The sequence below is a fragment of the Paenibacillus nanensis genome (assembly GCF_003583765.1).
Lineage (GTDB): Bacteria > Bacillota > Bacilli > Paenibacillales > Paenibacillaceae > Pristimantibacillus > Pristimantibacillus nanensis.
In genome coordinates, this window is the sequence record NZ_QXQA01000004.1 from 108,035 (window position 1) to 122,004 (window position 13,970).

A 13,970-nucleotide genomic window follows, 5' to 3' on the forward strand; every position below is an offset into this window, starting at 1 on the left:
GCAAAAATACTTTAAAACCGTATAGAGATATGAGACAATACAGTTACTGTTGTACTTCAATACGTAGAAGAGGTGAAGGCCGAATGCAGCCTAAAACAAATATTGTGCATCTGCCCGTCTATCAACCAGGCAAACCGGTGGAAGATGTAAAGAGAGAGCTGGGCTTATCCGAGGTAATTAAGCTTGCTTCTAATGAAAACGCATTTGGTTTCTCGGATTTGGCGAAAGCCGCCGTAATCGAGGAGCTGTCCAATACGCCAACTTATCCGGACGGCGCAAGCGTGGAGCTGACCGCGAAGCTGGCGGACAAGCTTGGCGTAGAGACTAATCAAATCATATTTGGTTCGGGCTCCAGCGAAATCATCCTCATGACGGCGCGCGCTTTCCTTGCCCCTGGCGACGAAACGATTATGGCGGACGAGACGTTCTCGCAATACAAGCATAACGCTGAAATCGAAAACGCGAGAATCATCGAAGTGCCGCTTAAGGACGGGAAGCATGACCTGCCAGCGATGCTCGCCAAAATAACAAGCAAAACAAAAATTGTGTGGATCTGCAATCCGAACAATCCGACCGGGACGATCGTGTCTCATGAAGAGCTGACGGCATTTATGGATGAGGTCCCTAGCCATGTGCTGGTCGTGCTCGACGAGGCATACGGCGAATATGTGCAGGACAGCAGCTACAGCGACGGAGTGAGCATGCTGTCGAAGTACCGGAATTTGCTTGTGCTTCGAACCTTCTCGAAAATTTACGGACTTGCTTCGCTTCGTATCGGCTATGGGGTTGGTCACGCCGATGTCATCCGTTACATCAATCAAGTGCGCGAGCCGTTCAATACGACGCGCGCCGCGCAAGCAGCCGCGAAAGCGTCGCTAAGCGACGATGCGTTTATCGAACGCTGCGCCGCGGATAACGCCAAAGGAATAAAGTATTTCAGCGAGCAGTTTGACCGTCTCGGCCTTTCCTATTTCGAATCCCACGGTAATTTCGTCATGGTCGACGTGAAGCGTCCTTCGCAGGAAGTGTTTGATGCTCTGCTTCGGAAAGGAATCATTGTTAGACCGCGCTGGACCTATTATCCGACCTATATTCGGGTATCCGTTGGAACGATGGAGCAGAATGAGGCATTTATTAAGGCGCTTGAGAGAGTGTTGCAGGAAGTGACGGTGTAAATTTTACGTTATGGTTAATGTCGCGATATTTGGAGTGGGACTTATTGGAGGCTCCATCGCGCTATGCCTGAAGGGTAAACCCGGCATTCGCGTGATCGGTTTCTCCAATAGGGAGAGCTCCGTGCAGAAATATATACAGCGTGGTGTCGTGGACGACGGCACCACTTCGATTCAGGAGGCTGCTGAACAGGCCGATTTCATTTTCCTGTGCGTCCCGGTGGGCATGCTGCAGGAATATTTGCAGAAGATTAGCGAATGCAAGCTGAAGGACGGCTGTATCATTACAGACGTCGGCAGCACCAAGTCCTCCGTAGCGGCATATGCGAAATCGCTTGATTTAGGCAATGCCGTATTTATTGGCGGTCATCCGATGGCCGGCTCGGAGCGGTCGGGCGTGGAAGCGGCCTCGTACCATTTGCTTGAGAACGCGTTTTACGTGCTGACGCCGGATGAATCGACGCCGTCCGAAGCGGTGGACCGGCTGACGGAGCTGCTGACGCATACTAGGGCGAACATCGTTAAGGTCGACGCGGAATCCCATGATGACATTGTCGGCGCGATCAGCCACCTGCCGCACATGATTGCGGTTGCGCTGGTTAACCAAGTGAGAAGCTACAACGAACGCAACGGCTTGTACGAATCGCTTGCGGCGGGGGGCTTCCGCGACATTACGCGCATCGCGTCAGGCGACCCTCCGCTGTGGCGGGATATTCTTCTCGACAATCGGCAGGTTCTGCTGCGGCTCCTTCGCGACTGGAGCGCGGGAATGGAACGCTTTGCGCAGATGCTCGAAAGTATGGATGCCGAGGCGATTGAAGATGCGTTCCGCAAGGCGGGCGAGTTCCGCAGCCGTATGCCGGAGAGAAGAAAGGGCATGATTCATTCCGTCTACGATTGCTACGTCGACGTGCCGGATACTCCGGGCATTATCGGCCGAATCGCCAGCGAGCTCGGCAATAACAGGATCAATCTCAGCAATCTACAAATTATTGAGAGCAGGGAGGATGTGCCGGGCGTATTGCGTCTGTCTTTCCGCACGCAAGAATATTTGGATCAGGCGATCGCCTTGCTGGAGGACTTAGGCTACTCCGTTTCTCAGTAACGCAATTATTGATAAACGATACAGAAAACAAGCGTTTTCCATTTTATTTGTATAAAATGAAAACGCTTGTTGACAAAATGGAAGCGTATACATATAATAAAAGTACAGTATGGTTTCTCTCCACTCCTATCCAATACCTGCAGTGCTCATCATGAGCGCTAACCACTCTTCGGAGTGGTTTTTTTTTTTGCTTTTCCCAGTTATTCCAGATTAGAAAAATGAAGGTTTTCAAGCCATATGTCGAAACAAGCAGGATTTTGCGACTCGGAATCGAATAGTAACTACTCGGGTAATTGTGATTTGAAACGGGTAACGCCGCAACTTTTTGGTCCCGGGTCGGTACAATGGTATAGAGGTCCGGGAATAAGCTGCAGGTAGAGGAGGTTCGCCTGTCATGACTGATTCCCAGTTAATACGTGAGATAAAGGATGGCAATGTCGAGCTGTACTCCGAGCTTATGCGGCGTTACCAGCGCAAGATATTGGCGTTTATTTTTCATATGCTCAAAAGCTCCAAGATGGAGCTGCTCGCAGAGGATTTATGCTCGGAGACCTTTTATAAAGCGTACCGCAGCCTGCATTCTTTCCGGGAAATGGACGCAACCTTCTCCACGTGGCTGTACACCATTGCGCGCAACACCGTGCTGAGCGAGCTTCGGAAGGGGAAGGCCGCTAGCGTGTCGCTGGATGATGAGGGCCTCGGCTTAGAGCCTGTCGCATCGGCAGAAGCGGCGCCGGAGCAGCAGCTTCTGAAAAACGAAAGAATGGCTATGGTGCGGGACGCGATCAACAACTTGCCCGAGAAGCAACGCTCGGCGCTCATTCTAAGGGAATACGACCAGCTTGATTACCAGGAAATCGCGAATATTCTTGGGCAAACGGTCAGTTCCGTTAAATCGCTATTGTTCCGGGCTAGAGCCAGCGTAAAGTCGCAGCTTGAGCCTTATTTCGGGCAAATGCAGGTAACGGAATCATTCGAGAGGATGAATACATGATGAAATGCGAGGAAGCGCAGATTAAAATTGGAGCCTACTCGGAAATGTCCGAGGATGATGAGGAGCGAATAGAGCTTGAAGCCCATCTGCTGGAATGCGAGGAATGCTGCGCACAGTTCGGCTTCTGGCACGAGAGCGATGAATGGATTAGCCGCTTGTCCGAGGAGACGGATCTAATCGGTCCGACCGAACATGTGAACCGCGCTGTCATGGAACGGATTTATATGGAGCAGGCTTGGTATATGCCGGTGCCGAGCAAGAGCTATCACTTTACGAAATCGTTCAGGCGCAATGCCGCCATGCTGATCGCGGCTTGTATGGCCATGTTCGCCTGCGCCTTTTTTATTTTTATATTCGATCACAAGGACGTGTCGCAAGAAGAGCTGCAGCAAATGACCGGGCTGATGGAAGCGGCTAACGCATCGGGCGATAACGCCTTTCTGTCGACAGGCTACTACGCCGAAGTGCCGGTAGCAAGCATAAGCGATCCGTTCGTGCTTAAGGTCGTCCCAGCGTTTCCTCAATATTATGTCGCGTTATCGCTGCTTGGCTTGGTTACGGCGCTGCTTATTCTGAACTGGCTTTCCCGCACGAGAAGCTGATAAGCCTCGCGTCAAGGAGATGTGCTTGTATATTGGAAAGGGGTTTAGTCATTGCTTATTGGATTCGTCAGACATGGAGAGACGGACTGGAATGCCGCCGGAAGGATACAAGGGCAAACGGATATTCCGCTTAACGAAGCGGGTATACAACAGGCGAAGGCTTTGGCGGCAAGGCTAAGCCGGGAGGAGCGAATCTGGGACGCGGTGGCCTCCAGCGATTTGATGCGGGCGAGGCAAACGGCTGCCATCATCGCGCAGGAGCTGAACATTCCGCTGCTGGATTCGGATACGCGATTAAGGGAAAGAGCTTTTGGCGAGGTCGAAGGAACGACCGAGGAGGACCGACTGAAGCGCTGGGGAGCGGACTGGCGGGAGCTGGAGCTAGGCGTTGAAACCGACGAAGCCATGCGTAACCGGGGGCTGGAAGCCCTCTCAGAATTAACGGAACGAGAGCCCGAGCGGAATGTTCTAATCGTCTCCCACGGCAGCTTTATCGCCCAAATGCTTCAAGCCCTTTGCTCGGATCTGGAGGATTCGCGCCTGGGCAACCTGTCCTACTCGATCCTGGAAAGACAGGAAAAGGGATGGCGCACGCTGCTTCACAATTGCACCCGCCATTTGGAGCAATTCTAGCAAGCAATGTTGCCGTTTAGCCAGGTTAAACGAATAGATTAAACCAAACGCTTTCCGGCTATGTCCGGATGGCGTTTTTGTATTGCGGCGAAATCTTTTTCCTTATACCCGCCGTTCGGGTATGAAATGCAAGATTTGTCCCGATAATGGTAGTAAAACTTTCGCTATAGCAGCTGGTGCCGTCCAGCGTATGCAGAAAGGAGAGTGCCATGAACCTATCGGATATGCTGAGCTATGCGGATATTGGTCAGCTAAGCAAAATTGCGAACGTCTATCATTGCGAATGCAACGGAAACTCCAAAAACGAGCTGATTCAATCCATTTTGGCTCAAATAAACCGCCATGAAGTGTTTGAAGAGCTGATTAGCGGTATGAAAATCGAAGATTTGCGTTTTTTGAATTCTTTGCTGTTCGAATCGAGGCAGTCTTACAGCCTGGAGGATTTGATCGCCCGCGTACAGCAAAGCCGATTTGAAGACGAGAAGCAAGAACAAAAGGAGCCTGCGGCAGAACCGCCGAAAAAAACAAAAAGCAGAAAAAAGGCTTCCGTTCCCCCGCCGCCGCCGAGTCCGAGGGATATTATCGCAAGATTCAAGCATCAGGGCTGGCTGTTCAACGGCTTCAGCGGACCTGGCCGCTATTTGTTTCAAGTGCCGAACGATTTAAAGGCAAGGTTCCGCGACACGCTTCAGAGGCGATTCGCCGAAAAGCTTCAATATACGGACGAACCGCCGATGTACAGGGACGAGCAAGGACTGCTTCTGGATGACATTAAGCATCTCCTGCACTATGTCTATCATAACGAGGTGCAGCTGGTCAGCGACGGCTCGATGTATAAACGGTATTTGCAGCAGGTTTTGGACCGGCTGGGGGTACAGGAGGAGCTTCCGAGCAAAGGAGCGTGGCGGTTCGGCTACGGCAGACATTTCAATTACTATCCGGACCGATTCTCTCTTCTGTACGACTATTGCCGCAGCGCCTCGTATATCCAAGAAGGAGAGGGTGTGCTCTCCATAACCGAAAAAGGCTTGGAGCGGCTTCAAGCGGCGCCGATGGCGGCCGAGCAGGAGCAGATGTTCCGTTACTGGCTGAAGCTTTATAAGGGGCCTGTAACGAATTTGCTGTCGCTTGTTCATTGGGTCCATGCGCTCGCAAGAGATTGGGTAACGGTGGAATCCGTCCGCGAAGTGCTTCTGCCGTTCATCAAAACGTACTATTACGACAGCCCGAACGCAATCTATGAAGCTCGGCTGCTGAAAATGCTGACGCATCTCGGATTGCTTCGGATTGGGGAGCATCCGCAGTATGGCGCCGTCATGAAAGTTACGAAAACAGGGCATATCGTCATGGAAGGCGGCGAGGCGCAAATAAGCGGCGGCCGTTATTGACTTTCGTTTCGGCTGTTGGTAGAATCTCCCCATCTTTGAGAAGAGAGGGAGATGAAGGAGTATGCTGCTGCCTTATAAAGGAACGATGCCCGCCGTACACGCGAGCTGCTATGTGGCGGAGGGCGCAAAAATTATCGGCGATGTGACGATAGGCGAAAAAAGCACGGTATGGTTTAACGCTGTGCTAAGAGGCGATCTGGCTCCCATTCGGATCGGGCATAGCTGCAATATTCAAGACGGCGTAGTCGGTCATGTGAACACGGATCAGCCGCTCATTCTGGAAGACGAAGTGTCTGTCGGCCACAGCGCTATTATTCATGGCTGCACGGTGGGTAGAGGCACATTAATCGGAATGGGGGCCATCGTACTAAACGGTGCCGATATTGGTGAATATGCTTTAATAGGAGCCGGTTCGATAGTTACAGAAAATAAGAAGATACCATCCTATACGCTTTCTCTCGGAACACCCGCCAAAGTCGTAAGAGAATTGACAGAGGACGATTTGCTGCGCATGAGGAAGACGATGGAGAGCTATGTGACGAAAGGAATCGAATATAGGATCTCGTAAACACCGGTATGGAGGTGTATCCTATGGACAAAATGAAGGTGACGTATGAAGCGATGCTAGGTCTGGTCGCTGAACTTGTGCTCGACGAAGCGGTTCTGAAATTTCAAACGGAACGACTGACCAGCGAGATCGACAAGGCGCTCGCTTCGGGCGATGAGGATACGTTCTATCAACTCGTCAAGCAACTCAATGAACTGAAGAATTGAAATAAGAAGCTTCCATGCGCCGCAAGCGGAATAAACCGCACTGGCGCAGGGAGGCTTTCTTTTGTAAGATAGAAGAGTTGGATTTAGAACGGACGGGAAAGGGGGGCAGATCGATGAAATTTAGCGACATTACATCTGAAAAATGGGACGAGCTGAAGCCTTATTTGGACACATGCTTGCTGCCGGTTACAGGCATGAGCGGGAAGGAATCGCCATACGAGGCGACGGAACGGCTGGAGCGGCTGCGCGATTTGCTGGATTTGGTCGAGATTCCGTTCAAAGGCAGGGTCGTGACGTATCCGGCCTGTCATTACGTAACAGCGGACGAGCCGTTCAGCAAGCAGCTTGCGAACTGGTGCGACAACCTGAGAGCGGCCGGCTTCCAATATATTATTCTCGCTTCCGCTGATCAGACTGTCCAACTGCAAGGCGCCGGCGCGGATCTTGTGCTGCAAGCGGACGATGAGGGGGAATTTCCAGAGCAAGCGGAGGTTTCGGAGCGCATTCGAGCATTATGGCGTACGAATTCTCCTTGAATTTGGCATGATTTCCGAATAATTAGAACGGATATTGGGGAAAACAAAACCCATAGCCGTACAATTGTGACAAAATGATAACAAATTATTGAACGTCATTTCCATAATGACGCAAATATCGGGCCATATTCTTGACGCTCCCAAACACCTAGGCTATTATAAGTTATGTCCTAGTTCGTCATGTGTTTTTGCCGTGCGGCAAGACGCGAGATATGGTTGGCAAAGGGGGTTAGAACAGAAGATGAGTAATCATGAACAACACGAGACGTCACATCGTCCGGTTCAGCGCAAAGAAATGTCCCGGCGTCAATTTTTGTCATATACGCTTGGCGGCACAACGGCCTTTATGATGGGTGGCGCGGTATTGCCAATGGTTCGTTTTGCGGTAGACCCGCTTCTTAAGAAGAAAGACTCCGGAACTCTCGTTAAAGTTGTTGAAGAAAGCAAAATTACGTCGGAACCGCAAGAATTCAAATTCAAAATCCACCAAGTCGACGGGTGGTACGAAAGCGACCCTGAGCTCGTAGCCTGGATTTCAAAGGGAGAAGACGGCAAGATTTTTGCCTTGTCCCCAGTCTGCAAGCACTTGGGCTGCACGATTTTCTGGAATACGAAGGGACATAACGAATACGATTGCCCTTGTCATGACGCTCGTTATTCCATCGACGGGAAGAACCTGGCAGTAGCCAACTCCCCGCTTGACGAATACGAAGTTGTGGTGCAGGACGGTTTCGTTTACTTGGGACCTATCATTCCGAACACAAGAGTCTAAGGAGGGCGTAAGCCAGATGTTTAAAACTGTATACAACTGGATTGACGAACGTCTTGACATTACGCCGCTTTGGAGAGATGTGGCAGACCATGAGGTGCCTGAGCACGTTAACCCCGCTCATCACTTCTCCGCATTTGTCTATTGCTTTGGTGGCTTGACGTTTTTTATTACGGTTATCCAGATTTTGTCGGGTATGTTCCTGACAATGTATTATGTGCCGGATATCATTAACGCTTACGCGAGCGTTGACTTCCTGCAGCACCAAGTAGCGTTCGGCCAGATCGTGCGCGGCATGCATCACTTCGGGGCGAGCTTGGTTATCGTTATGATGTTCCTACATACTCTTCGCGTATTTTTCACAGGCTCCTACAAGGCGCCTCGCGAAATGAACTGGGTTGTCGGAATGCTGATTTTCTTCATTATGCTGGGCCTTGGTTTTACAGGCTACTTGCTCCCTTGGGACAACAAAGCGTACTACGCGACTAAAGTTGGTGTTGAAATCGCGGCTTCTGTTCCATTCATCGGAGACTACATCGCCGACTTCCTGTATGGCGGCGACATCGTAGGCGCCCAAACGTTGACACGCTTCTTTGCGATCCACGTGTTCTTCTTGCCTGGCGCGCTAATCGCGATGCTTGCAGCTCACTTCTTGATGATTCGGAGACAAGGCATTTCGGGACCACTTTAAGCGAAGGGAGGCTTACATATGGCTCACGGTCATAATTCGAACGAGAAGGTCGTCTACGTTGGCGATACGCGCGTTAAGAAAGGCAAGGGCTTCCAGACGCCTCCGGACTACACGGCGTTTCCGGGCAAATCGGAAGCGTTCATCCCTAACTTCCTGCTGAAGGAATGGATGGTCGGCTGCGTCGTGCTTGTCGGTTTCCTAACATGGTGTATCGCGGAGCCGCCGCCGCTTGGTTACCCGGCGGACCCGACAAACGCGGCATTTATTCCGATGCCAGACTGGTACTTCTTGTTCTTGTATCAATTTTTGAAATACCCTTACGTTTCCCAGGATTATGTCCTGCTCGGAACGATGGGCGTTCCTGCGATTATGTTCGGCGCGCTTCTGTTGGCTCCTTTCCTCGATACGGGGAAAGAACGCCGCTTCTACCGCCGCCCGATCGCTTCATCGCTTATGCTGGTTACACTGGCGGGTTGCGTCTACTTGACGGTCGTCTCGTGGGACCACTACCAGCACATGCTGGAGAAAAACGGCCAAGTGCCGGAGCATCACGAGCGTGAAGAGCGAGTACGGGAAGCGATTGAGGAAGGCAAACCTCGTCCGAACTTCATGAAAAAGACGGCCGCCGTTATTGAACCTGATGATCCTGCGGCGACAATTGCGCAAGAAGCTGCATGCTTAGGCTGTCACGCGGCGGATCTTGGCGGCGCAAGCGGTCCGGCTCTGATCGGAGTGGGCAATCGTTTATCGAAGGAAGAGCTTGTCGATACGATTACGCATGGCCGCAACAATGGCGCAATGCCGGCTTTTGAAGGTCAATTGTCGACGGAAGAGATCGACCAGTTGGCGACTTGGCTGTCAAAACAAACGCAAGAATAACGGATTGGCATATTTGCCTGGCAGAACCTGATCGTATTCGTACGGTCAGGTTCTTTTTTGAAAGGAATGAGAACATGGGGCTGAAGCTGTTTTGGAGCCGAGATTTTCTCTTAAACCGCCACTTTTTATGGGTTCTGTTCGTTGTCAATTTACTCGGCACGATTTACGGGTACATCTGGTATGAGAATCAACTGGTCTGGACGTCCATTCATAAGCCGGATTGGATGCTGCCTTTTGTGCCGGATTCTCCAACCTCCAGTTTGTTTTTTACCCTTGCGCTATTATACCTCATCTATCCGCCTAAACGGGTGACGAAGCTTCAATCGGCTGGACGAGTCATCATCGAAGCGCTCGCCGTTGTCTGCTCGGTAAAATACGGGATATGGGCGGTCGTTATGATTGTGTGGGGCGCGGCGCAAGGCGATGTGCTGAATTGGCAGCATTATATGCTGATCGTCTCGCATCTTGCGATGGCGGTGGAGGCGCTGCTGTATTTCCGGTTTATGAAAGCGGGTATCGGCGCTTTGGCTGCCGGACTGCTCTGGCTGCTGCTCAACGATTCGATGGATTATACGTACGGCATCTTTCCTTGGCTGCCCGAGCAGCTGGAAGATGACCTTAGCGCGGTTCGCGCGTTTACGTACGCCTTATCCGCCGCAAGCTTCATCGCCGCTCTTTTTGTATGGCGTTTTCGAAAACAAGCATAACGATGGACATCCCCTCATAGATTGGTCTATGGGGGGATGTCCATATGAAAGCACGTTTTATCATTCCATTAATCGTCTGCCTATTGATGACGGCCGGATCGGCAGGGGTCGTATGGGGCAGCGCGAATCCGGAGTGGAGCTATACCTTTTTGTCGGCGGATAGTCCATATCGCCAGCTGTACAAGCTGGACCAGACTGCCGCAGCTTTATATACAGCCGCGAACGCGAATAACCGTCAAGCCGCCTATGCGGAGCTGCAGAAGCTGAATAAGCTCCTTGCCAAAGAGATGCTGCAAGCTTATGGGACACCAACTGGCTGGGCAGCGCTTAAAAAAGACGCGGCTGCCATTGAAATGGCGCTGTCGAACGGTTACCATCATCAGCAGTGGATCGAAGAAGCTGTTCGAGTACGGTTAGGCGCGGATTCGCTAATCGGCGGAGGCGGGGCGTTGTGGCTGCAGTATGAAGGGCTGCTGCAGGAGGATCTTCTGACGGTTCGCAAAGCGTGGAAACGGCAGACGGACGATTCGGCAATCGCCGCTCGCGCGATGTTGAATGAGCTTAAGCAGCATGCCCGCCGGATCGAAATCGCCGCATTGTATGCGGGAGATTCGGTTCGAATGAACGAGCTGCTTGCCAGAATTTCGTATACGGATCGTCTGCTGGACGAGAGTGCAAGCCTTGGCTCAAATGCGAATCGGAAGGAACAGATTGAGAGGTCGCTGGACGGGATCGAGACAGCCGTAATCGGCGTGTTTATGCCGTACGAAGATACGTTCGCGCTGCCGGCTGTAAGCGTGCCGGCAGCGGCGCATCCTTTGAAATGGTCCTTATTCCTCGGCACCATTATTTCGGCCGTATTAACGTGGACAGGCTGGAGGAAATATAAGCAGAATCCTTACGGTATAAAGAAGCTTTAAGGTAATGACAAGGGTGCCGGTATTATTCTTCTTTAAAGCCTTCGCCCAGCACGTCATGCACTTCGTTAATGACAATAAACGCTCTGGGGTCGATATTGCGTACGATGGTTTTTAAGCGGCGGGTCTCCGCCCGCCCGACGACGCAAAATACGACCTCTTTTTGTTGTCCGGAGAACGCGCCTTTGGCAGGCATAAGCGTTACGCCCCGCTCAAGCTCCTTCGTAATCGATAAGGCGATTTCCTGACCATGATCGGTTATGACTTGAAATGCTCTGGCGGTATAAACCCCGTCTTGAATAAAATCGATCAGCTTGGACGCGACAAACACGACAACGAGCGTATAAAGCACTTTTTCAAGCGAGATGTAAATCATGGAAACGCCGATAATAACCGCGTCGAACGTCAAAATGATTTGACCCATGCTGTATCCGCGCCGCGATAGGATACGGGCAATGATATCAATCCCGCCTGTTGTGCCGCCGTAACGGAATACGATGCCAAGCCCCGAGCCAAGCGTTACGCCGGCATATAAGGCGACCAGCATATAATCATTGGTGCTTTTAAAGGGGACCAGCCAGCCGTGATGAATGAGATTCTCCATCAGAGCCAGAAACAACGACAGCGAGACAGTGCCGATAATGGTGTACAGCATTTGGGATTTGCCGAGCGCCCGCCAGCCCAGCAAAAAAAGCGGAATATTAAGCACCAGCGTCGTAACGGACAGCGGCCAGCCCGCCGCATAATTCAGCAGGACGGCAATGCCCGTTACTCCGCCTTCCATCAGCAAATTAGGGATTACGAAATACTGCAGACCGAAAGCGTATATGGCTGTCCCGATAAGAATTGGAATAATGAGTCTAAGCTGCTTGATCAACCGTGTCACGACAAAACGTCCTCTCCTTGTATGTAGATGTGCTCCATCTATTATGGCTTATTTGGCGTCATCAAAAAACATTGATTTTCATATTGCCAAACGGTAACATAGATACGTGTAGCTAATAATGGAAGGAAGCAGGCGCATGCAGGAAAAAACACTAGCCCAAATTCAGCGTGAGGTCGACGATTATATCTCCCAATTTAAAGAGGGCTATTTCAGTCCGCTTGCACTCATGGCGAGGATGTCGGAGGAAGTAGGAGAGCTCGCCCGCGAGGTGAATCATTATTACGGTGAAAAACCGAAAAAAGCGGATGAATCCGAAAACACCGTCGAGATGGAGCTGGGCGATATATTGTTCATTTTATCATGCTTCGCCAACTCGCTCGGCATCGACCTGACGGAAGCCCATAATAAGGTCATGCACAAATTTAATACGCGCGACGCGAACCGCTGGACGAGGAAAAGCGAAGAACTGTAAGCAAGCCCCCTACATATGCTGTACCATTACCCCTGTACAAGGAGGATGGACAGATGGATGGGGAGAGCTGCATACGGAAGGCTTACGAATATATTTTCAACAGCGATTTCGAAGCGGCGATCTACTGGTTCGAGCAAGCGATTGCGGCGGAGCCGGAGAACGCGGCCTATTACCATAAATGCGCGGTATCCTGCGCGAGAAGCGGCAAGTGGACAAAAGCTAAGGTGTACGCGGATGTTGCGGAGAAGCTGGAGCCGGATAACGAGGAATACCGGTTTCACGCGCAGATTATACAATCGAGGCTGCTGCTTGCGGAAGCGCAAAGCCTCATTTCGGATAGTACCCCCAATTTGAACGAGGCGGCCGAACGGCTGAGGCATGCTGTAGCGCTCGATCCGCTAAGCTTCGATGCGTATTATACGCTTGCGATGGTTTGCCAGGCGAGCGGACAGCTCGATGAAGCGCTGGATCATGCGCGGGAAGCGTTAAGGCTCGATCCGAACCATTCCGCTGCGCGGCGATTGTTTGCAGATATTAGCCGCAAGCGCAGAATAGCGCGTATACGCAACACCATCAGAAGAAAATAAGATAGGGTGGTTAAGATGTCAAACGAACGGATAAAAGTAGCGGTAAACGGCGCGCGCGGAAGGATGGGAAGAGAAGTGGTGAAGATGGTGCTGGAGGATGAGTCGCTGCAGCTCGTCGCTGCGGTAAGCCCATCCGCCGGCCCCATTGACGCCGGTACGTTTGTAGGGAAGCCGGAGACCGGAGTTATCGTAAGCGCGACATTGGAACAGGCTTTGAGCGGCGCGAAAGCCGATGTGCTTGTCGATTTTACAGTCCCTCAGGCCGCTTATTCGAATACAAAAACCGCCATTGATTTCGGCGTCCGTCCTGTCATCGGGACAACCGGTTTTACGCCGGAGCAAATTGAAGAACTGGACGAGCTTTGCAAGCAAAAAGGAATCGGCGGATTAATTGCGCCAAACTTCTCGATCGGCGCGATCCTGATGATGAAATTCGCTGCGGAAGCATCCAAATATTTGCCTCATGTCGAAATTATCGAATATCATGGCGATCAAAAGCTGGATGCGCCTTCCGGCACATCCATTAAGACGGCCGAGCTGATCTCGCAGGTGCGGCAAGAACTTCGTCAGGGCAACCCGAACGAAGAAGAGGTTATCGAAGGCGCCCGCGGCGGTTACTATAACGGATTTCGTATACATAGCGTAAGATTGCCGGGCGTTTTTGCTCAGCAGGAAGTCGTGTTTGGAGGATACGGACAGACCCTCAAAATTCGTCATGACTCCTATGACCGCGCGGGCTATATGCCGGGTGTCAACGTTGCGGTCAAGAAGGTCATGACGTATTCGGGCCTTATATACGGATTCGAACATATTATGGACTAGCTGATACATCATTCAACATCGGGAGAGGGGAACGGC

18 protein-coding genes are annotated in these 13,970 nt (G+C 51.5%); 17 read left to right on the forward strand and 1 reads right to left on the reverse strand.

Going from position 1 to position 13,970, the window contains the following annotated elements; all coding sequences use genetic code 11:
* The first annotated feature begins 83 nt into the window (after positions 1–83).
* The 14 genes from hisC (at position 84) to D3P08_RS08700 (ending at position 11,170) form a co-directional block, all read left to right on the forward strand.
* Entirely contained in the window at positions 84–1,175 is a 1,092-nt protein-coding gene (hisC, locus tag D3P08_RS08635; protein WP_119599108.1) for a histidinol-phosphate transaminase, read from the forward strand.
* 10 nt (positions 1,176–1,185) lie between these two features.
* On the forward strand, positions 1,186–2,277 hold the full coding sequence (locus tag D3P08_RS08640) for a prephenate dehydrogenase (protein WP_119599109.1): 1,092 nt from the start codon (positions 1,186–1,188) through the stop codon (positions 2,275–2,277).
* Positions 2,278–2,671: 394 nt separating this feature from the next.
* Entirely contained in the window at positions 2,672–3,271 is a 600-nt protein-coding gene (locus D3P08_RS08645) for an RNA polymerase sigma factor (RefSeq protein WP_119599110.1), read from the forward strand.
* Positions 3,268–3,873, forward strand: a complete 606-nt coding sequence (locus D3P08_RS08650; RefSeq protein ID WP_119599111.1) for an anti-sigma factor family protein — start codon at positions 3,268–3,270, stop codon at positions 3,871–3,873. Before D3P08_RS08645 ends, D3P08_RS08650 begins: the two co-directional genes overlap by 4 nt.
* A 51-nt stretch (positions 3,874–3,924) precedes the next feature.
* Entirely contained in the window at positions 3,925–4,506 is a 582-nt protein-coding gene (locus tag D3P08_RS08655) for a histidine phosphatase family protein (protein WP_119599112.1), read from the forward strand.
* Between the two features lie 209 nt (positions 4,507–4,715).
* Positions 4,716–5,894, forward strand: a complete 1,179-nt coding sequence (locus D3P08_RS08660; protein WP_119599113.1) for a hypothetical protein — start codon at positions 4,716–4,718, stop codon at positions 5,892–5,894.
* A 61-nt stretch (positions 5,895–5,955) separates the two neighbouring features.
* Entirely contained in the window at positions 5,956–6,462 is a 507-nt protein-coding gene (locus D3P08_RS08665) for a gamma carbonic anhydrase family protein (protein WP_119599114.1), read from the forward strand.
* A 23-nt stretch (positions 6,463–6,485) separates the two neighbouring features.
* Positions 6,486–6,668 (forward strand): IDEAL domain-containing protein, encoded by a 183-nt coding sequence (locus D3P08_RS08670; protein ID WP_119599115.1) that lies wholly within the window; start codon positions 6,486–6,488, stop codon positions 6,666–6,668.
* A gap of 113 nt (positions 6,669–6,781) precedes the next feature.
* A complete protein-coding gene (locus tag D3P08_RS08675; RefSeq protein WP_119599116.1) occupies positions 6,782–7,204 on the forward strand; it encodes a DUF2487 family protein in 423 nt (140 codons plus the stop codon).
* A 241-nt stretch (positions 7,205–7,445) separates the two neighbouring features.
* Positions 7,446–7,976 carry a Rieske 2Fe-2S domain-containing protein gene (locus D3P08_RS08680; RefSeq protein ID WP_119599117.1) on the forward strand — a complete coding sequence of 177 codons (531 nt, stop codon included), beginning with the start codon at positions 7,446–7,448 and terminating at the stop codon, positions 7,974–7,976.
* Between the two features lie 16 nt (positions 7,977–7,992).
* A complete protein-coding gene (qcrB, locus tag D3P08_RS08685) occupies positions 7,993–8,664 on the forward strand; it encodes a menaquinol-cytochrome c reductase cytochrome b subunit (protein WP_119599118.1) in 672 nt (223 codons plus the stop codon).
* An 18-nt stretch (positions 8,665–8,682) separates the two neighbouring features.
* Entirely contained in the window at positions 8,683–9,543 is an 861-nt protein-coding gene (locus D3P08_RS08690) for a menaquinol-cytochrome c reductase cytochrome b/c subunit (RefSeq protein WP_119599119.1), read from the forward strand.
* Positions 9,544–9,617: 74 nt separating this feature from the next.
* Entirely contained in the window at positions 9,618–10,250 is a 633-nt protein-coding gene (locus tag D3P08_RS08695) for a DUF1405 domain-containing protein (RefSeq protein WP_119599120.1), read from the forward strand.
* Between the two features lie 44 nt (positions 10,251–10,294).
* On the forward strand, positions 10,295–11,170 hold the full coding sequence (locus D3P08_RS08700; protein ID WP_119599121.1) for a sporulation protein YpjB: 876 nt from the start codon (positions 10,295–10,297) through the stop codon (positions 11,168–11,170).
* A gap of 22 nt (positions 11,171–11,192) precedes the next feature.
* Here the strand turns inward: D3P08_RS08700 and D3P08_RS08705 are convergent, their stop codons facing one another.
* On the reverse strand, positions 11,193–12,053 hold the full coding sequence (locus D3P08_RS08705) for a YitT family protein (RefSeq protein ID WP_119599122.1): 861 nt from the start codon (positions 12,051–12,053) through the stop codon (positions 11,193–11,195).
* Positions 12,054–12,189: 136 nt separating this feature from the next.
* On the opposite strand from D3P08_RS08705, the gene D3P08_RS08710 reads away from it, so the two are divergent.
* The 3 genes from D3P08_RS08710 to dapB are packed head-to-tail and all read left to right on the forward strand — an operon-like array spanning position 12,190 to position 13,934.
* On the forward strand, positions 12,190–12,525 hold the full coding sequence (locus D3P08_RS08710) for a nucleotide pyrophosphohydrolase (RefSeq protein WP_119599123.1): 336 nt from the start codon (positions 12,190–12,192) through the stop codon (positions 12,523–12,525).
* Positions 12,526–12,578: 53 nt separating this feature from the next.
* Entirely contained in the window at positions 12,579–13,112 is a 534-nt protein-coding gene (locus D3P08_RS08715; protein ID WP_119599485.1) for a tetratricopeptide repeat protein, read from the forward strand.
* A gap of 15 nt (positions 13,113–13,127) precedes the next feature.
* Positions 13,128–13,934, forward strand: a complete 807-nt coding sequence (dapB, locus tag D3P08_RS08720) for a 4-hydroxy-tetrahydrodipicolinate reductase (protein WP_119599124.1) — start codon at positions 13,128–13,130, stop codon at positions 13,932–13,934.
* Positions 13,935–13,970: the final 36 nt, after the last annotated feature.